Below are 18,044 nucleotides of genomic sequence, written 5' to 3'. Positions count from 1 at the left end.
CGGAACCTTGTACGAACCCACAGGCACCTGTCAACCAGGGCATTCCGGATGTCGAGACGACCGGAGAAGGCCCACGTCACAGCGGTTTTCGCGGTCACCCTCCGCAGGGGTTACCCGACTGTCCGCACTGTGACTTTTCTGGGTCCTTCTCAATTCGGACCGGTGGTCGATCTCGCCTACACTCGGAGCGTGCCTCGTGGTGATGGACGACTCAACCACGACCTGCTCCCCGGTGAGAAGGGCCCCCAGGACGCTTGCGGCGTCTTCGGTGTCTGGGCTCCGGGTGAAGAGGTCGCCAAGCTCACCTACTTCGGACTGTATGCACTGCAGCACCGCGGACAAGAGTCCGCGGGCATCGCTGTGAGCAACGGTTCCCAGATCCTCGTCTTCAAGGACATGGGCCTCGTTTCCCAAGTCTTCGACGAAACCTCTCTCGGCTCGCTCCAAGGTCATATCGCGGTCGGTCACGCCCGCTACTCGACCACCGGAGCCTCCGTCTGGGAGAACGCCCAACCGACCTTCCGCGCGACCGCCCACGGCTCCATCGCCCTGGGTCACAACGGCAACCTGGTGAACACCGCCGAACTCGCCGAGATGGTCGCCGACCTCCCCCGTCAGGACGGCCGCGCCACCCAGGTGGCGGCGACCAACGACACCGACCTGGTCACCGCCCTGCTCGCGGGGCAGATCGACGAGGACGGCAAGCCGCTGACGATCGAGGAGTCGGCCACCAAGGTCCTCCCGAAGGTCAAGGGCGCCTTCTCCCTCGTCTTCATGGACGAGGGGACCCTCTACACCGCCCGTGACCCGCAGGGCATCCGCCCGCTGGTCCTCGGCCGCCTGGAGCGCGGCTGGGTGGTCGCGAGCGAGACCGCCGCCCTCGACATCTGCGGCGCCAGCTTCGTCCGCGAGGTCGAGCCGGGCGAGCTCATCGCGATCGACGAGAACGGCCTGCGCACCTCGCGCTTCGCGGAAGCGAAGCCCAAGGGCTGTGTCTTCGAGTACGTCTACCTGGCGCGCCCGGACACCGACATCGCGGGCCGCAACGTCTACCTCTCGCGGGTCGAGATGGGCCGGCGCCTGGCCAAGGAAGCCCCCGTCGACGCCGACCTGGTGATAGCGACGCCGGAATCCGGCACGCCCGCCGCCGTCGGCTACGCCGAGGCGAGCGGAATTCCGTTCGGAGTGGGCCTGGTCAAGAACGCCTACGTCGGCCGGACCTTCATCCAGCCCTCGCAGACGATCCGCCAGCTCGGCATCCGGCTCAAGCTCAACCCCCTCAAGGAAGTCATCCGGGGCAAGCGCCTGGTGGTCGTCGACGACTCGATCGTCCGCGGCAACACCCAGCGCGCCCTGGTCAAGATGCTCCGCGAGGCCGGCGCGGCCGAGGTCCACATCCGGATCTCCTCCCCGCCCGTGAAGTGGCCGTGCTTCTTCGGCATCGACTTCGCCACCCGGGCCGAGCTGATCGCCAACGGCATGACGGTCGACGAGATCGCCACCTCCATGGGCGCGGACTCGCTCTCGTACATCGCGCTCGACACGATGATCGAGGCGACCACCATCCAGAAGCCCAACCTCTGCCGCGCGTGCTTCGACGGCGAGTACCCGATGGAGCTGCCCGACCCGCAGCTCCTGGGCAAGCAGCTCCTGGAGACCGAGCTCGCCGGCGGCAAGGACGCCGCCGACGCGCTGCGCCGCCCGTAGCCGGATCCCCCGCGCGGCCCGCTCAACCTGCGCGGGGCCCTGTCTTTCAAGCTTCTCCCGGGGCCCCGCACCACCCGCAGTAACGACACGAAAGCTCTCTCCTGTCATGACAGAGAAGACCACCGGTGCCAGCTACGCAGCCGCGGGCGTGGACATCGAAGCGGGCGACCGCGCCGTCGAGCTGATGAAGGAGTGGGTGAAGAAGACGCAGCGCCCCGAGGTCCTCGGCGGCCTCGGCGGCTTCGCCGGCCTCTTCGACGCCTCCGCCCTCAAGCGCTACGAGCGTCCCCTGCTGGCCTCCGCCACCGACGGGGTGGGCACCAAGGTGGACATCGCCCGCCGGATGGGCGTCTACGACACGATCGGCCACGACCTGGTCGCGATGGTCATGGACGACATCGTCGTGTGCGGCGCCGAGCCGCTCTTCATGACGGACTACATCTGCGTCGGCAAGGTCCACCCCGAGCGTGTCGCGGCCATCGTCAAGGGCATCGCCGAGGGCTGCGTCCTCGCCGGCTGCTCCCTGGTCGGCGGCGAGACCGCCGAACACCCCGGCCTGCTCGGCCCGGACGACTTCGACGTGGCGGGCGCGGGCACCGGCGTGGTCGAGTACGACCGCCTCCTGGGCGCGGACCGCATCCGTACGGGGGACGCCGTCATCGCGATGGCCTCGTCCGGCCTTCACTCGAACGGGTACTCGCTGGTCCGCCACGTCCTCTTCGACGGGGCCGGGATGTCCCTGGAGCAGCACGTCGAGGAACTCGGCCGGACCCTCGGCGAGGAACTCCTGGAGCCGACCAAGATCTACTCGTTGGACTGCCTGGCGCTCACCCGTACGGCCGAGGTCCACGCGTACTCGCACATCACCGGCGGCGGCCTCGCGGCCAACCTGGCCCGGGTCATCCCGGACCACCTGCACGCCACCGTCGACCGTACGACCTGGGCCCCGGGCGCGATCTTCGACCTGGTCGGCCGGGCCGGCAAGGTCGAGCGGCTGGAGCTGGAGAAGACCCTGAACATGGGCGTCGGCATGATGGCCGTCGTCCCGCAGGAGTCGGTGGACGTGGCCCTGACCGCCCTCGCCGACCGGGGCCTCGACGCCTGGGTCGCGGGCGAGATCCTGGACCGCGGCGACCACACCGAGGGCGCGACCCTCACCGGCTCCTACGCTGTCTGAGCAGCACTGAAACCCGGTCCGGGGCCATGCCCCGGACCGGGTTTCGATGTATGTCAGCCGACTCGGACGCCGCTGTGCAGGAGTTCCTGCGCGTCAAGCCCCGCGACGGTGCGCCGACGGACCGGACTCTTCGTCCTCGTCGTCGTCGTCATCGCTGTTGTACAGAGCCGCGTACTTGGCGTACGGGTCGTCGTCGTCATCGTCCTGATCGTCATCGACTTCGACCGGCGCGCTGATAGGCAGCGGCTCTGTCGGCGATGCGCCCAGCTCATTGGCCAGACGCGAGAGGTCAGTCCCGCCGCTGTTGTACTTCAGCTGGCGGGCGACCTTTGTCTGCTTGGCCTTGGCCCGGCCGCGCCCCATGGCTCGACCCCCTCGGTGACGGGGCTCGACGGCCCCAGAGTCTGACACGCGTTCATGGTTCGGAGCGGGCTCTCCGTGGAGAGACCGTCCGTAGGGGTTTAACGGTACCTGCTTCCGCGGCCATACGGTACGCCGCCCGCATGACGCGCCCCGGTGCAGAACCAGCGGGACACCCCGTACTCGCTGGTCAGCTGCGATTTTAACCCTTTCCTGGCGGGCGACCCGCCGAAGTGCAGTGAGTTCCGTCTCGCCGCACCCCGACGGGCCCCTAGTCGGGGCTACTACGCCGTACGCGCGCCGCCCGCCCGGGCGGCGGCGCGGGCCGCGAGCGCCTCGGACATCCGCTGCTCGGCGATCCGGTCGGCCGCGGCGGCCGGCGGGATCCCATCGGCCTTCGCACGTGTGAATATGGCCAGGGTGGTGTCGAAGATCTTCGAGGCCTTGGCCTTGCAGCGGTCGAAGTCGAAGCCGTGCAGCTCGTCGGCGACCTGGATGACACCGCCCGCGTTCACCACGTAGTCCGGCGCGTAGAGGATCCCGCGGTCGGCGAGGTCCTTCTCGACGCCCGGGTGGGCCAGCTGGTTGTTCGCCGCGCCGCACACGACGGTGGCGGTGAGCACCGGGACGGACTCGTCGTTCAGCGCGCCACCGAGGGCGCACGGGGCGTAGATGTCCAGACCCGGGGTGCGGATCAGGGCGTCCGTGTGGGCGACCGAGGTGACCTTGCAGCCGGGGTGCTTGTCGAGGATCTCCTGGACGGACTCCGCGCGGACGTCGGTGATGACGACCTCGGCGCCGTCCTCCAGCAGGTGCTCCACCAGGTGCCGGCCGACCTTGCCGACACCGGCGACGCCGACCTTGCGGCCGCGCAGCGTCGGGTCGCCCCACAGGTGCTGTGCGCTGGCGCGCATGCCCTGGAAGACGCCGTAGGCGGTGAGGACCGAGGAGTCGCCGGCGCCGCCGTTCTCGGGGGAGCGGCCGGTGGCCCAGCGGGTCTCGCGGGCGACGACGTCCATGTCGGCGACGTACGTGCCGACGTCGCATGCGGTCACGTAGCGACCGCCGAGCGATTCCACGAACCGGCCGTAGGCCAGCAGCAGTTCCTCGCTCTTGAGGGCGCTCGGGTCGCCGATGATCACGGCCTTGCCGCCGCCGAGGTCGAGACCGGCGAGGGCGTTCTTGTACGACATGCCGCGCGCGAGGTTCAGCGCGTCGAGGACGGCCTCCTCGTCGGAGGCGTACGCGTGGAAGCGCGTGCCGCCGAGGGCGGGGCCCAGGGCGGTGGAGTGGATCGCGATGACGGCCTTGAGGCCTGAGGCTCGGTCCTGGCACAGCACGACTTGCTCGTGGCCGCCCTGTTCCGTGCGGAACAGGGTGTGCAGGACGCCGTCGGTCATTTCGGTCACGGTGGTGACTCCCATGGAAGAGATGCGGCGGAAAGACGCCCGCCCTGCGGGTGGGGGAGGGCGCGCTGGGAGCAGCGTAAGACCTGTGGGTCGCCCGGGAAGGGCCTGTCCGGGGATCGGAACACTCCCGTGTCACACCGGCCCCGCGGGCCTGTCGGGAACCGTACGGAACGAGGGGTTCCGGGCCGCGCGCGGAGGGTCGCGGGCGCCGCCGTTCGGGCCGCGGGCGCCCCGGAGGTGAGGGAGCCCGGAAAACGGGGAGGTACGACAGCGTGAGCGAATCCCCCGAAGTGCGGCCGCCCTCGGCCCGCCCCGTACCGATCGTCCCGTACGCCTCCTACCTGCGTGTCTACGAGCCATTGGCGGCCTTCTCGGAACCCGAGCGGGCGCACTGGGCGGACTACGTCCGGCGCGGGGTGGTGGCGACGGCGCAGGACGAACTGCGCCGCTCGCTGGTGGACTTGGTCCGCGTCCCGGTGGTGGGGGTGCCGGCGCACGAGAGCGCTGACGCGTTCACGGCCGAGCGGGACGGGGTGGTCCTGGTCTGTCCGTGGCGCACCCGGCTGCGCGGCTGGCTGGCCCTCCGGGAGCTGACGGAGTCGTTCCCGCCGCCGGTGCTGGACGCGGCGCTACCGGCGTCTGCGCGCGAGCGGGCGGCGGCGGAGTACGAGGAGTGGCGCGAGCGGAACCCGGACGCGCGGCCGTGGATCCGTACGGGGGTGTGGCAGGTTCCGCTGCGCTGGTTCGTGTTGGTCGGCGACGAGGAGCGGGAGTACGTGCCGGGCGAACGGCTGCGGTACCGGACGCCGATGGTGCAGGCCCGCCGCCGGCTGGCCCGAGGGCTGCGGACCCTACGGCAGGCGGAGGGGTACGCGCCGCTGGCCGAGGGGTTGGTGGAGGTCGGGAGCTGGCTGGAGGAGTTCCATCCGCGGTCGATGGTCGAACTGGATTACGGGGGGCTGCTGCACGCGCTGCCGGCTGACGACCTCGCCGACGACCGCTCCGCCCGCGACCTCGCGGCCGGGATGGACGCGCTGCGGGCCGGCGACCGGGAGGGCGCCTCGGAGGTGTACGGCGAACTGGCCCAGCGCTGGCGGTCGGTCAGGGAAAGGCTGTTCGCGAACTGATCCACCTGGCAGGGTGTCCTTCGCCACCCCCGTCGGGAGGCCCGCGCCGGGCCCTGGGCGTATCACCCGTATCGGTCGTATCGGCCGATCGGCCACAAGGTGCAGATCAGGGCCTTGATCGGCACATTGGGGTCTTAGTTCCAGGACCTACGTCCCGATACGGGCCATTGGCCCAAGGGTGACGGACCGCACTATCTACACCCTTGCGCCCTTCCCCTACCCTCGTGCCAAAATAGGACAAGGAGTCCGGGGAGGGTTCCTTCCGTCCAACTAAGGGCGGAATGCTCGGTATTGCACTCTATGGGGGGTCTGACGACTCCCGATCGCCCTGTGACTGATCGTCACAGTGGGGTGACTGTCCGCTATGGGGCGGTCCATCGGCTTCCGCCGCTGATGAACACCTCGGAGGGCAATTCCATCGGTTTGGCCCTTGGGGCTGGACGGATGGTGTAGTTGTAGTGCCGAGGACAAGCCGTTCGTCCTATAACCGACTCGGCCTGCGTATGTCCATTTCGGGCAACGCGGGCCAAGGTGCAGAATTTAGAGGAAAGAACCGAGATGGTTCGGTTCTCCCGAGGAGGCCGCTCATGACCGCTCGCACCCCTGATGCCGAGCCGCTGCTGACCCCGGCTGAGGTTGCCACGATGTTCCGCGTGGACCCGAAGACGGTCACCCGCTGGGCCAAGGCTGGCAAGCTCACGTCCATCCGCACCCTGGGTGGACACCGCCGTTATCGCGAGGCTGAGGTTCGCGCACTGCTCGCGGGAATTCCGCAGCAGCGCAGCGAGGCCTGAGGTCGCGCAGTAGTACCACCGCTTTAACGGGTCTGTATCGGGTCCCCCAATCCGATGAAACCCACAACGCTTCAGACGGTTGAGGCTGCCCCAACAGCCTCATTGCCGTTCGATCGCGCTGGACTCCGCCGGGTCCAGCGCGATCTTTTTTTATGCCCGCAGGGGTGGAATCGTCGGGGCGTGCGGGGTCCGACGAGGTAGGTGCCATTGCACATATTAAATCGAGCGGGCGTAGGTGTGCGATAAACGTGCGCGTCTCAAAAACTCGTGCGGTGACTCCCGTCACAGTTGATCACTCTTGTACATCCGGCATTGCGCCCGTAAGGGGATGTCCGCCGCAGAGCGCCTCGACCGGGGAGGGGCAACCGCCCCGCGCGGGCCGCGCGCGGACCGGGCCGCGCAGGCGGCCCGCTGGGGGCTTCGCGGGGGCGGCGAGGGGTTGAGGGGCCGCTAGGGGGTGCCGGCCCCTCCTGGGGGCCTTCAGTGGCTTCGGCGGCCGCCCAATGATCATGGCGCGGGTCCGACTCGGGGCCCGCCCGGAGTCGGAGCCGAACTCCGCCCGGAAGCGCCCGCCGAAGCGGCACCGCGAAACGCGTCGGGAAACGCGTCAGGGCCCGTATCCCCTGAGGGGATACGGGCCCTGACGTTTCTGCGAACCTGACGGGACTTGAACCCGCGACCTCCACCTTGACAGGGTGGCGAGCTAACCAACTGCTCCACAGGTCCTCGTTCGCGGCCGCTTTTCTCGGCTGCGAACGCCACTGTACAGCAGCTCAGGGGGTGGGGTCTAACCCGCTCACGGAGCGAGGGCGTCGACCGCCTTCACGATCCTCTTGTCCGAGATCGGGTACGCCGTTCCGAGCGCGTGCGCGAAGTAGGAGACCCGGAGTTCCTCCAGCATCCAGCGGATCTCGGTGACCTCCTCCGGGACCGGCCGGCCCTGGGGGAGCTGCTCCAGGAGCCACAGGTACTCGTCCCGCATCTCGTGGACCTTCTCCATGCGCGTGGTGTCGCGCTGGGCGCCCGTGGGCATTTGCTGGAGCCGCCGGTCCGCCGCCACCAGGTAGCGCATCAGGTCCGGCAGCCGGCGCAGGCCGGTGAGCGTCACGAAGCCGGCCGGTACGAGCGCGGCCAGCTGGGCCTTCACGTCGGCGACGTTGGCCATCAGGGCCAGGCTGTTGGTCGCCTTCAGTCGCCGCTCGCAGGCCTGCCAGGCGGCCAGCACCTGCTGCACCTGGCCCACCGTCCGTACGGTCGTGTCCACCAGGTCGGCCCGTACCGCGTCGTAGAGCCTGCGGAAGCCCGCCTCGTCCCAGGCCGGGCCGCCGTGGTCCGCGATCAGCTTGTCGGCGGCGGCCGTCGCGCAGTCGTCGAACAGCGCCTGGATGGAGCCGTGCGGGTTCCGCGAAAGGGCCAGCTTCTGCTGGTTGCTGAGCTTGTCCGAGGCGAACTTCGCCGGGTTGACCGGGATGTTCAGCAGGATCAGCTTCCGCGTGCCCAGCCACATCGCCCGCCGCTGCTCGGCCTCGGTGTCGAAGAGCCGTACGGAGACGGTCGTCCCCTCGTCCACCAGCGCCGGGTACGCCTTCACCGGCTGGCCGGCGCGACGGGTCTCGAAGATCTTCGTCAGGGTGCCGATCGTCCAGTCGGTCAGCCCGGACCGCTCCAGGGACTCCCCGCCCGCCCGCTCGGCGGTGGCCGCCGCGGCCTGGGACAGGGCCTGGCGGGCCTTGGGCTTCAGGCGCAGCCGCAGGGCCTCCAGGTCCTTGTCCTCGGCGAGGTTCTTGCGTCGTTCGTCGACGATCCGGAAGGTGATCTTCAGGTGGTCGGGGATCCGGGTCAGGTCGAAGTCGTCGGCCGAGACCGGCACCCCGACCATCCGGTGCAGCTCGCGCGCCAGCGTCACCGGCAGCGGCTCCTGCAACGGCACGACCGTGTCCAGGAAGCGCGTCGCGAAGTTCGGCGCGGGCACGTAGTGCCGGCGGATCGGCTTCGGCAGCGAGCGGATCAGCTCGGTGACGACCTCCTCGCGCAGGCCCGGGATCTGCCAGTCGAAGCCCTCGTCGGTGACCTGGTTCAGCACCTGGAGCGGGACGTGCACGGTCACGCCGTCCGCGTCCGCGCCCGGCTCGAACTGGTAGGTCACCCGGAACTTCAACGGCCCCTGCCGCCAGCTGTCCGGGTAGTCGGCCTTGGTGACCCCGGCCGCCTTCTCGGTCAGCAGCATCTCGCGCTCGAAGTCGAGGAGTTCGGGCTCCTCCCGCTTCTTGTGCTTCCACCAGGAGTCGAAGTGCGCCCCCGACACCACGTGGTCCGGGATGCGCCGGTCGTAGAAGTCGAAGAGGGTCTCGTCGTCCACCACGATGTCGCGGCGCCGGGCCCGGTTCTCCAGCTCCTCGACCTCGGTCAGCAGCTTCCGGTTGTCGGCGTAGAACTTGTGGTGCGTGCGCCAGTCACCCTCGACCAGCGCGTTGCGGATGAAGAGCTCGCGCGAGACCTCGGCGTCGATCCGGCCGTAGTTGATCTTCCGCTGGGCGACGATCGGTACGCCGTACAGCGTGACCTTCTCGTACGCCATCACGGCCGCCTGGTCCTTCTCCCAGTGCGGCTCGCTGTAGGTGCGCTTGATGAGGTGCTGCGCGAGCGGCTCCACCCACTCGGGCTCCACCTTCGCGTTCACCCGCGCCCACAGCCGCGAGGTCTCCACCAGTTCGGCCGACATCAGGAACTTCGGCTGCTTCTTGAACAGCGAGGAACCGGGGAAGACCGCGAACTTCGCGGACCGGGCGCCCAGGTACTCGTTCTTGTCGGTGTCCTTCAGGCCGATGTGCGAGAGCAGGCCGGCCAGCAGCGAGATGTGGACGTGCTGCTCCGGCGCGTCCGCCTCGTTGACGTGGATGCCCATCGAGCGGGCGACCGTGCGCAGCTGCGTGTAGATGTCCTGCCACTCGCGGATCCGCAGGAAGTTCAGGTACTCCTGCTTGCACATCCGGCGGAAGGAGGAGGAGCCGCGCTCCTTCTGCTGCTCGCGGACGTAGCGCCACATGTTCAGGTACGAGAGGAAGTCGCTGGTCTCGTCCTTGAAGCGGGCGTGGTTCTGGTCGGCCTGGGTCTGCTTGTCCGAGGGCCGCTCGCGCGGGTCCTGGATCGACAGGGCCGCCGCGATGACCATGACCTCGCGGACGCAGTTGTTCTTGTCGGCCTCGACCACCATGCGGGCCAGCCGCGGGTCCACCGGCAGCTGCGAGAGCTGGCGCCCCATCGGCGTCAGCTTCTTGCGCGGGTCCTTCTCCGCCGGGTCGAAGGCGCCCAGCTCCTGGAGCAGCTGCACGCCGTCGCGGATGTTGCGGTGGTCCGGCGGGTCGATGAAGGGGAACTTCTCGATCTCGCCCAACCCGGCCGCGGTCATCTGCAGGATCACGGAGGCCAGGTTGGTGCGCAGGATCTCGGCGTCCGTGAACTCCGGACGGGAGAGGAAGTCGTCCTCCGAGTACAAGCGGATGCAGATGCCGTCGCTGGTACGACCGCACCGGCCCTTGCGCTGGTTCGCGCTGGCCTGGGAGATCCGCTCGATGGGCAGCCGCTGCACCTTGGTGCGGTGGCTGTAGCGCGAGATGCGGGCGGTGCCCGGATCGATGACGTACTTGATGCCGGGCACGGTCAGCGAGGTCTCGGCGACGTTCGTCGCGAGGACGATCCGGCGGCCGGTGTGCTGCTGGAAGACCCGGTGCTGCTCGGCGTGCGAGAGGCGCGCGTAGAGGGGGAGGACCTCCGTCAGGCGTAGCTTGCGCTTCTCCAGGGCGTCCGCGGTGTCGCGGATCTCCCGTTCGCCGGAGAGGAAGACGAGGACGTCGCCCGGCCCCTCGGACTGGAGTTCGTCGACGGCTTCGCAGATCGCGGTGATCTGGTCGCGGTCGCTGTCCTCGGAATCCTCTTCGAGGAGCGGGCGGTAGCGCACCTCCACCGGATACGTACGGCCGCTGACCTCGATGATCGGCGCGTCCCCGAAGTGCCGGGAGAACCGTTGCGGGTCGATGGTCGCCGAGGTGATCACGACCTTCAGGTCGGGACGCTTCGGCAGCAGCCGGGCCAGGTAGCCCAGCAGGAAATCGATGTTCAGGGACCGCTCGTGGGCCTCGTCGATGATGATCGTGTCGTAGGCGCGCAGTTCGCGGTCGGTCTGGATCTCGGCGAGCAGGATGCCGTCGGTCATCAGCTTCACGTAGGTGGCGTCCGGGTTCACCTGGTCGGTGAACCGGACCTTCCAACCGACGGTCTGCCCGATCTCGGACTTCAGCTCCTCGGCGATCCGCTCCGCGACCGTGCGGGCCGCGATCCGGCGGGGCTGGGTGTGCCCGATCATGCCCCGGACGCCACGGCCCAGCTCCATGCAGATCTTGGGGATCTGCGTGGTCTTGCCGGAGCCGGTCTCGCCGGCGACGATCACGACCTGGTGGTCGCGTATCGCCTCGGCGATCTCGTCCTTCTTCTGGCTGACGGGAAGGTTCTCGGGATACGTGACCTCCGGCATCCGGGAGGCACGGCCGGCGAGCCGCTCGGCGGCCTTCGCGGCCTCCGCGGCGATCTCGTCGAGCACGGCCTGCTGGGCCTCGGGCTTGCGGATGCGGCGGGCGCCCTCAAGGCGGCGGCCGAGGCGGTGCGCGTCACGGAGGGAGATCTCACCGAGAAGCGTCTGCAGGGCGGCGAAGGAAGTAGACATACCTGATCGAGGATCTCACCTGCGGCCTCCGGCCGGCGAACGCATTTGTGGGCCTCCCCGTACCATTTCGGGACGAGTCCCCCGGCCGTACGAGTGAGAGGCAGCCCACCTTGTCCCGCCGCCACCGTGTGTGCTGCCTGTTGGCGGCCGTCCTCGCGGTGCTGTTCCCCACGGTGACACCGGCTGCGGCCGCGCCGCCGCCGGGGCGCGCGGTTCCGGTTCCGGCCGTACCGGGTGCGGGGGCCGGGGCAGCCGTCCGGTCGGCCGGCGCCTCCGTCGACCCGCGCGTGATCCCGGCCGCCGCCCTGGCCGACCCCGCCGGGCCCCGCGGGCCGTCCTGCGCCCCCGGCTCCCCCGACACCGGCCGGGCCCCGGCCCTCCCGCCGCGCGCCGGGCAGGACCACGCGCCGCTCCCGGCGGCCCGGCCCGCGCCCGAGGAGGGCCGGCCGCACGGCACGATGCCCGTACGGGGCCCCGTACGCGGGCCCGACCGGCCCGCGCCGGGTCCGGTGGAGCTCTCGGTGATGCGGGTCTAGGAGGGGCCGCCCGCCGGTCCCACCCCACCCGTACTCCTGGAGCACCCGCATGCCTTCCCCCGCCCGTTCCCCCCGTCCCGCCCGCACGCCCCTGTTCGCCGCGGCCGGCGTGGCCGTCGCCGCGATCACCCTCGGCCTGGTCTCCTGGCAGGCCACCGCCCCCGACGACAGGTCCCGCGACACCTCCGCCGAAGCCCCCGCGGCCTCCGCCCACGCCGGACCCCGTACGGACGTCGCCCCGGAACTGCTTGCCCTGGCCCGCCGCGACGGCGCCGACAAGCTCGCGACCGGTCGCGCCGACGCCCCCGTCGTGCTCATCGAGTACTCCGACTTCCGGTGCGGCTACTGCGGCAAGTTCGCCCGCGACACCGAACCCGAACTGGTGAAGAAGTACGTGGAGGACGGCACCCTGCGCATCGAGTGGCGCAACTTCCCGATCTTCGGCGCCGAGTCCGAGGCCGCCGCCAAGGCCGCCTGGGCCGCCGGCCGGCAGGACCGCTTCGCCGCCTTCCACCGGGCCGCGTACGCCGACGGCGCCAAGGAGGCCGGTTTCGCCGGGGCGCGTCTGGTGGAGCTGGCCCGCGAGGCCGGGGTCCCCGACCTGGAGCGGTTCAAGCGGGACATGGCCGGCGAGGAGGCCGCCGCCGCCCTGAAGAAGGACCAGGAGGAGGGCTACCGCATCGGCGTCAGCTCCACCCCGTCCTTCCTCGTCAACGGCCGCCCGATCGCCGGGGCGCAGCCCATCGACGCCTTCCGGGCCGCGATCGCCGCGGCGAAGACCGAGGCGACGAAGACCGAGGCGGCGGCGGGCCGGTGACCGGCATCGGATACCTGGCCGCCCTGCTGGGCGGCCTCCTCGCGCTGCTCAGCCCGTGCAGCGCGCTGCTGCTGCCCGCCTTCTTCGCGTACTCGATCGACTCCCGCTCCCGGCTCCTCGCGCGCACCGGGATCTTCTACGCGGGCCTCGCGAGCACCCTCGTACCGCTGGGCGCGGCCGGTTCGTACGCGGGGCGGTTCTTCCACCAGAACCGGGACGCCCTGGTGCTCGCCGGCGGCTGGTTGATCATCGCGCTCGGCCTCGCCCAGATCCTCGGCCTCGGCTTCGCCCCGAAGCGGCTCGCCGAACTGTCCGGCCGGATCCGCCCGACCACCGCCCTGTCGGTGTACGCCCTCGGCGCGGTCTACGGGCTGGCCGGCTTCTGCGCCGGTCCGATCCTGGGCAGCGTCCTCACGGTGGCGGCGGTCGGTGGCAGCCCGGTCTACGGGGGCCTGCTGCTGGCGGTGTACGCGCTGGGCATGGCCGTGCCGCTGTTCCTGCTGGCGCTGCTCTGGGAGCGCTTCGACCTGGGCGGCCGGCGTTGGCTGCGCGGCCGGGCCTTCCGGGTGGGCCGCCTGGAACTGCACACCACCTCGCTGCTGTCCGGGCTGTTCTTCCTGACCCTGGGCGTCCTGTTCCTCGTCTACGACGGGTCGAGCGCGCTGCCGGGGCTGCTCGACGTGGACGACTCGTTCGCGGTGGAGCGGTGGGTGGGCTCCGTCGCCGACGCCGTACCGGACCGGGCGCTGCTCGGGCTGGTCGTGGCGGCCGCGACCGCCGTCGGCCTGATTCGGTGGCGGCGCGCGGTCCGCGCGGAACGGCCGGAACCGGAGGGATGACGCACGGAAGGCCCCGTCCGATGGACGGGGCCTTCCTCTGGTGGCTGGGGCCGGGGTCGAACCGGCGACCTATCGCTTTTCAGGCGATCGCTCGTACCAACTGAGCTACCCAGCCACGAGACCGTTTCCAGCCTCAGCGAACCTGACGGGACTTGAACCCGCGACCTCCACCTTGACAGGGTGGCGAGCTAACCAACTGCTCCACAGGTCCTTGCAATGTGCGAGCACAAGTCTCGCACACAGTTAATGCGTACCCCCAACGGGATTCGAACCCGTGCTACCGCCTTGAAAGGGCGGCGTCCTGGGCCACTAGACGATGAGGGCTAAAGGCCCGCCGGGCACTTCTCAGCGCGTCGGGGACGTGAGAAGCATATGGGATCCGGGGAGCTATCGCCAAAACGGTTTCCCGCGGAGCGACAATGACCGGGTGCTGGAGATGACGCGCGAGGAGTTCGAAGAGCTCGTCGCAGAGGCCCTGGACCGCATTCCGCCGGAGCTGACGCGGCTGATGGACAACGTGGCGGTGTTCGTCGAGGACGAGCCACCGGCCGACGACCCCGAGCTCCTCGGGCTCTACGAGGGGACCCCCCTCACCGAGCGCGGCGAGTGGTACGCCGGGGTGCTGCCGGACCGCATCACGATCTACCGGAACCCCACGTTGCGCATGTGCGAGGACCGGGAGAGCGTGGTCGCGGAGACGGAGGTGACCGTCGTGCACGAGATCGCCCACCACTTCGGCATCGACGACGAACGGCTGCACGCCCTGGGCTACGGGTGAGCGGACCCGCCCCCGCCGGCGAGCCGGACCCCGTCGACCCGGACGTCGACCTCCGGCAGGCCGGGGAACGGGCGCGCCCCCAGGGCCCGGTGCTCGCGGCCGTCGCCGCCGGCGGCGTGCTCGGGGCCTGCGCCCGGTACGGGGCCGCACTGCTGTGGCCCGCCGGGCCGACGGCCTTCCCGTGGACCACCCTGGGGATCAACGTCCTGGGCTGCGCGCTGATCGGCGTACTGATAGCGGCGATCGCCGAGGACGGGCGCACCGCCCACCCGCTGCTGCGGCCCTTCGCGGGCACCGGCGTGCTCGGCGGCTTCACCACCTTCTCGGCCTACGCCCTGGACGTCTCGCGACTGCTGGACGCCGACGAGGCCGGGGTGGCGCTCGCGTACGCCGCGCTCACGGTGGTCGGGGCACTGGCGGCCGTACTGGCCGGCGCGACCCTGACCAGGCGGTTCCTGCGGTTCCCGGCCCGGCGGGGGCGCGGATGAACTGGCTGTGGGTGATCGCGGGGGCGGCCGTGGGCGCGCCGCTGCGTTACCTGACCGACCGCGCCGTGCAGGCGCGCCACGGCTCCGACTTCCCGTGGGGGACCTTCGCGGTCAACGCGGCCGCCTGCCTTCTGCTGGGCGCGTTGACCGGGGCGGTGCTGGCCGGGGCCGCTCCCCGGAGCCTGGCCCTGTTCCTCGGGACGGGGCTGTGCGGGGCGCTGAGCACGTACTCGACCTTCTCCTACGAGACCCTGCGCCTGGCCGAGCGTGGCGAGCCGTTCCTGGCGGCGGCGAACGTCCTGGGATCGGTGCTGGTCGGGCTGGGCGCCGTCCACCTGGGCTCGCAGGTGGCCCGGCAGCTGTTCGCGTAAGGGGCGTGTCTCTTACGGGGTAAAGGGAGTTGGGCAACTTGACCCGCTCATCGCGGACCCCGCCGCCGTGTTCCGGAGGTGCCCCCGTGCGCCAGTTGACCACTTCCCTCAGACTGGCCGTCTCCGCGCTCGCCGTGGCGGCGACGGCCGGCTGCATGAGCGTCGGCGAGGACGCCGCGAAGCCCGGCCCGGCCGCGTCGGCCGGCGCCAAGGACACCGCCGGTACGGGGGCGGCCGCCGGCGCCGGGCGCGGCTCCGGGGCCCACGGCAACGGGCACGGGGCGAAGGACGCCGCCGGGAACCGGGACGGCAAGGCCGGCGAGCCCGGCAAGGCCTCCGGTGCGGCCGGGGCCTCCCCCAGCCCGGGCGCCCCCGCCGGCCGGCCCGGCGCTCCGACGCCCTCGGCGGGCCCGGGTGGCGGCGCGGGCGGCCAGGGGCCGCAGGAACCCTCAGGGGGCGGCGCGGGCGGTGCGGGCGGCTCCGGCTCCGGCGGCTCCGGCTCGGGGTCGGCCTCCGGCGGCTCCGGTGCGGGCGGCTCGGGTTCGGGCTCGGGGTCCGGTTCCGGGTCCGGGGGTTCCGGCTCCGGGGGCTCCGGAGGGTCGGCCACCGTGCCGCCGGTCGATCCCCCCGTCGACCCTCCTGTGACGGAACCCACTCCGACCCCGCCCGTCGACCCGGGCCCCGACCCGACCCCCGGGACGGGCGGCACGTCGTAGTTCCCGCCGCCTCCGGGTGGGTCGGCGGCGCTTCCCCGAGGCACGCTGCGGTGGGATCGTCCCAGGTCAGACGGGTTTCGGCCGGAACGACTTGCCAGACCCCCAGGAGGGTGCGTATGGTTATAGATCGTTTGATCCCATTGCCCGGCGCCGAATCCGAAGAGCGCCGTGTGGCGCGTACTCCCTAGCCGTGGCTGACCGCATTGAGGCGGTCGATTTGCGATTCACGGAGTTTGGGCGCGTGCCGAGACTCCGGAAGGTTTCGCATTTCGCATGTCCATTTCCAGTTCTGACCGTTCCGTCATGCCCGAGAACGACTCCAACGACGAGATCGTCACCGCCGAGACCCTCGCGGTCACCGAGGCCATGGCGGCCATCGAGGCGGAGGAGATCATCGAGGCCCTTGAGGCCGACGTGACGTCCGACGGTTCCCCCTCCGACGACGCCGCCGACGAGGCCGACGCGGAGCCCACCATCACCTTCGGCGAACTGGGCCTGCCGGACGGCATCGTCCGCAAGCTCGCCCAGAACGGCGTCACCGCCCCCTTCCCGATCCAGGCCGCGACCATCCCGGACGCCCTGGCCGGCAAGGACATCCTGGGCCGCGGCCGCACCGGCTCCGGCAAGACGCTCTCCTTCGGTCTGCCGACCCTGGCCCTGCTGGCGGGCGGTCACACCGACAAGAAGAAGCCCCGCGCGATCATCCTCACGCCGACCCGTGAGCTCGCGATGCAGGTCGCGGACGCCCTCCAGCCCTACGGCGACGTCCTCGGCCTGAAGATGAAGGTCGTCTGCGGCGGTACCTCCATGAGCAACCAGATCTACGCCCTGGAGCGCGGTGTCGACGTCCTCGTCGCCACCCCCGGCCGCCTGCGCGACATCATCAACCGCGGCGCCTGCTCGCTGGAGAACGTCAAGATCGCGGTCCTCGACGAGGCCGACCAGATGGCCGACCTGGGCTTCCTGCCCGAGGTCACCGAGCTGCTCGACCAGATCCCCGGCGGCGGCCAGCGCATGCTCTTCTCCGCCACCATGGAGAACGAGATCGGCACCCTGGTCAAGCGCTACCTGTCCAACCCCGTCACGCACGAGGTCGACAGCGCGCAGGGCAACGTCACGACCATGACGCACCACGTCCTCGTCGTGAAGCCGAAGGACAAGGCGCCGGTCACGGCCGCCATCGCCGCCCGCAAGGGCCGCACCATCATCTTCGTCCGCACCCAGCTGGGCGCCGACCGCATCGCCGAGCAGCTCATCGAGTCCGGCGTGAAGGCCGACGCGCTGCACGGCGGCATGACGCAGGGTGCCCGTACCCGCGTCCTCGCCGACTTCAAGGACGGCTACGTCAACGCGCTCGTCGCGACCGACGTCGCCGCCCGCGGCATCCACGTCGACGGCATCGACCTGGTCCTGAACGTGGACCCGGCCGGTGACCACAAGGACTACCTGCACCGCTCGGGCCGTACCGCCCGCGCCGGCAAGTCCGGTGTCGTCGTGTCGCTGGCGCTCCCGCACCAGCGTCGCCAGATCTTCCGCCTGATGGAGGACGCGGGCGTCGACGCCTCGCGCCACATCGTCCAGGGCGTCGGCGCGTTCGACCCCGAGGTCGCCGAGATCACCGGTGCGCGTTCGCTCACCCAGGTCCAGGCCGACTCGGCGAACAACGCCGCCAAGCAGGCCGAGCGCGAGGTCGCCGACCTCACCAAGCAGCTGGAGCGCCTGTCGCGCCGCGCCGTGGAACTGCGCGAGGAGGCCGACCGCCTCGTCGCCCGTTCCGCCCGCGAGCGCGGTGAGGACCCGGAGGCCGCCGTCGCCGAGGTCGTCGAGGCAGCCGAGGCCGAGGTCGCGGCAGCCGTCGCCGCCGTCGCCGAGCCGGTCGCCCAGGAGCGCACCGTCGAGCGTCGCGACGACCGCGGCAACTACGAGCGCCGCGACAACCGCGGTGGCGACCGCGACAGCCGTGGTGGCGACCGTGGTGGCTTCCGCCGCGATGACCGTCCGTCGGGTGGTTTCCGTTCCGGTGGTGACCGTCGTGATGACAACCGTGGTGGCGGCTTCCGTCGCGACGACCGTCCGTCGGGTGGCTTCAACCGTGACGACCGTGGCGGTGACCGTGGTGGCTTCCGCCGCGATGACCGTCCGTCGGGTGGTTTCCGTTCCGGTGGTGACCGTCGTGATGACAACCGTGGTGGCGGCTTCCGTCGC

15 protein-coding genes and 4 tRNA genes are annotated in these 18,044 nt (G+C 70.8%); 12 read left to right on the top strand and 7 right to left on the bottom strand.

What is annotated here, in order from left to right; translation table 11 throughout:
- Positions 1–189: 189 nt before the first annotated feature.
- Together purF and purM are read left to right on the top strand one after the other, a co-directional pair.
- On the top strand, positions 190–1,707 hold the full coding sequence (gene purF / locus ACZ4XJ_RS13855; protein WP_468496297.1) for an amidophosphoribosyltransferase: 1,518 nt from the start codon (positions 190–192) through the stop codon (positions 1,705–1,707).
- Between the two features lie 106 nt (positions 1,708–1,813).
- A complete protein-coding gene (gene purM, locus ACZ4XJ_RS13850) occupies positions 1,814–2,884 on the top strand; it encodes a phosphoribosylformylglycinamidine cyclo-ligase (protein ID WP_362874979.1) in 1,071 nt (356 codons plus the stop codon).
- Positions 2,885–2,977: 93 nt separating this feature from the next.
- Here the strand turns inward: purM and ACZ4XJ_RS13845 are convergent, their stop codons facing one another.
- Positions 2,978–3,247, bottom strand: coding sequence for a DUF3073 domain-containing protein (locus ACZ4XJ_RS13845; protein ID WP_362874978.1), 270 nt, complete (start codon positions 3,245–3,247; stop codon positions 2,978–2,980).
- Positions 3,248–3,528: 281 nt separating this feature from the next.
- Entirely contained in the window at positions 3,529–4,668 is a 1,140-nt protein-coding gene (locus ACZ4XJ_RS13840; RefSeq protein ID WP_468496296.1) for a Leu/Phe/Val dehydrogenase, read from the bottom strand.
- Positions 4,669–4,925: 257 nt separating this feature from the next.
- On the opposite strand from ACZ4XJ_RS13840, the gene ACZ4XJ_RS13835 reads away from it, so the two are divergent.
- Entirely contained in the window at positions 4,926–5,780 is an 855-nt protein-coding gene (locus ACZ4XJ_RS13835) for a DUF8083 family protein (RefSeq protein ID WP_362874976.1), read from the top strand.
- Between the two features lie 587 nt (positions 5,781–6,367).
- Positions 6,368–6,574, top strand: a complete 207-nt coding sequence (bldC, locus tag ACZ4XJ_RS13830; RefSeq protein WP_003949541.1) for a developmental transcriptional regulator BldC — start codon at positions 6,368–6,370, stop codon at positions 6,572–6,574.
- 652 nt (positions 6,575–7,226) lie between these two features.
- Here the strand turns inward: bldC and ACZ4XJ_RS13825 are convergent.
- Positions 7,227–7,300 (bottom strand) — tRNA-Asp (locus ACZ4XJ_RS13825).
- Positions 7,301–7,370: 70 nt separating this feature from the next.
- The gene (gene hrpA / locus ACZ4XJ_RS13820) at positions 7,371–11,294 is read right to left on the bottom strand and encodes an ATP-dependent RNA helicase HrpA (protein ID WP_468496295.1); all 3,924 of its coding nucleotides are present in this window, start codon (positions 11,292–11,294) and stop codon (positions 7,371–7,373) included.
- Between the two features lie 110 nt (positions 11,295–11,404).
- Here hrpA and ACZ4XJ_RS13815 point away from each other — a divergent pair, with 110 nt between their 5' ends.
- The 3 genes from ACZ4XJ_RS13815 to ACZ4XJ_RS13805 are packed head-to-tail and all read left to right on the top strand — an operon-like array spanning position 11,405 to position 13,486.
- Positions 11,405–11,830: a hypothetical protein gene (locus tag ACZ4XJ_RS13815; protein WP_468496294.1), complete on the top strand. Its 426-nt coding sequence runs from the start codon at positions 11,405–11,407 to the stop codon at positions 11,828–11,830.
- Between the two features lie 49 nt (positions 11,831–11,879).
- The gene (locus ACZ4XJ_RS13810) at positions 11,880–12,647 is read left to right on the top strand and encodes a DsbA family protein (RefSeq protein ID WP_468496293.1); all 768 of its coding nucleotides are present in this window, start codon (positions 11,880–11,882) and stop codon (positions 12,645–12,647) included.
- Positions 12,644–13,486, top strand: coding sequence for a cytochrome c biogenesis CcdA family protein (locus ACZ4XJ_RS13805; protein WP_468496292.1), 843 nt, complete (start codon positions 12,644–12,646; stop codon positions 13,484–13,486). The genes ACZ4XJ_RS13810 and ACZ4XJ_RS13805 overlap by 4 nt, the downstream gene beginning before the upstream one ends.
- Before the next feature lie 38 nt (positions 13,487–13,524).
- On the opposite strand, the gene ACZ4XJ_RS13800 is transcribed toward ACZ4XJ_RS13805, so the two are convergent.
- The 3 genes from ACZ4XJ_RS13800 to ACZ4XJ_RS13790 all read right to left on the bottom strand — a co-directional run bounded on the left by ACZ4XJ_RS13800 (position 13,525) and on the right by ACZ4XJ_RS13790 (position 13,810).
- A tRNA-Phe gene (locus ACZ4XJ_RS13800) sits at positions 13,525–13,601 on the bottom strand.
- A 22-nt stretch (positions 13,602–13,623) separates the two neighbouring features.
- Positions 13,624–13,697, bottom strand: a tRNA-Asp gene (locus ACZ4XJ_RS13795).
- Between the two features lie 40 nt (positions 13,698–13,737).
- Positions 13,738–13,810 (bottom strand) — tRNA-Glu (locus tag ACZ4XJ_RS13790).
- Between the two features lie 103 nt (positions 13,811–13,913).
- Between ACZ4XJ_RS13790 and ACZ4XJ_RS13785 the strand changes: the two genes are divergently transcribed.
- The 5 genes from ACZ4XJ_RS13785 to ACZ4XJ_RS13765 all read left to right on the top strand — a co-directional run.
- Positions 13,914–14,264, top strand: coding sequence for a metallopeptidase family protein (locus ACZ4XJ_RS13785; RefSeq protein WP_030225620.1), 351 nt, complete (start codon positions 13,914–13,916; stop codon positions 14,262–14,264).
- Positions 14,261–14,752, top strand: coding sequence for a fluoride efflux transporter FluC (locus tag ACZ4XJ_RS13780; RefSeq protein ID WP_468496291.1), 492 nt, complete (start codon positions 14,261–14,263; stop codon positions 14,750–14,752). Before ACZ4XJ_RS13785 ends, ACZ4XJ_RS13780 begins: the two co-directional genes overlap by 4 nt.
- Positions 14,749–15,123, top strand: coding sequence for a fluoride efflux transporter CrcB (gene crcB, locus ACZ4XJ_RS13775; protein WP_468496290.1), 375 nt, complete (start codon positions 14,749–14,751; stop codon positions 15,121–15,123). The genes ACZ4XJ_RS13780 and crcB overlap by 4 nt, the downstream gene beginning before the upstream one ends.
- A gap of 86 nt (positions 15,124–15,209) precedes the next feature.
- Positions 15,210–15,839 carry a hypothetical protein gene (locus tag ACZ4XJ_RS13770; RefSeq protein ID WP_362874969.1) on the top strand — a complete coding sequence of 210 codons (630 nt, stop codon included), beginning with the start codon at positions 15,210–15,212 and terminating at the stop codon, positions 15,837–15,839.
- 273 nt (positions 15,840–16,112) lie between these two features.
- Positions 16,113–18,044, top strand: a 1,932-nt coding sequence (locus ACZ4XJ_RS13765) for a DEAD/DEAH box helicase (protein ID WP_362874968.1), incomplete at its 3' end; no start/stop codon positions are given.

The organism is Streptomyces sp. NPDC029836 (assembly GCF_055574495.1).
Note: the sequence above shows the minus strand (reverse complement) of the source record. Positions and strands in the feature narration are given on the sequence as shown.

What these genes read in the sequence shown, in the direction of transcription:
- purM (WP_362874979.1), top strand. Translation starts at nt 1,814, where the DNA reads ATGACAGAGAAGACCACCGGTGCCAGCTACGCAGCCGCGGGCGTGGAC.
- ACZ4XJ_RS13845 (WP_362874978.1), bottom strand. Translation starts at nt 3,247, where the DNA reads ATGGGGCGCGGCCGGGCCAAGGCCAAGCAGACAAAGGTCGCCCGCCAG.
- ACZ4XJ_RS13810 (WP_468496293.1), top strand. Translation starts at nt 11,880, where the DNA reads ATGCCTTCCCCCGCCCGTTCCCCCCGTCCCGCCCGCACGCCCCTGTTC.
- hrpA (WP_468496295.1), bottom strand. Translation starts at nt 11,294, where the DNA reads ATGTCTACTTCCTTCGCCGCCCTGCAGACGCTTCTCGGTGAGATCTCC.
- ACZ4XJ_RS13840 (WP_468496296.1), bottom strand. Translation starts at nt 4,668, where the DNA reads ATGGGAGTCACCACCGTGACCGAAATGACCGACGGCGTCCTGCACACC.
- bldC (WP_003949541.1), top strand. Translation starts at nt 6,368, where the DNA reads ATGACCGCTCGCACCCCTGATGCCGAGCCGCTGCTGACCCCGGCTGAG.
- crcB (WP_468496290.1), top strand. Translation starts at nt 14,749, where the DNA reads ATGAACTGGCTGTGGGTGATCGCGGGGGCGGCCGTGGGCGCGCCGCTG.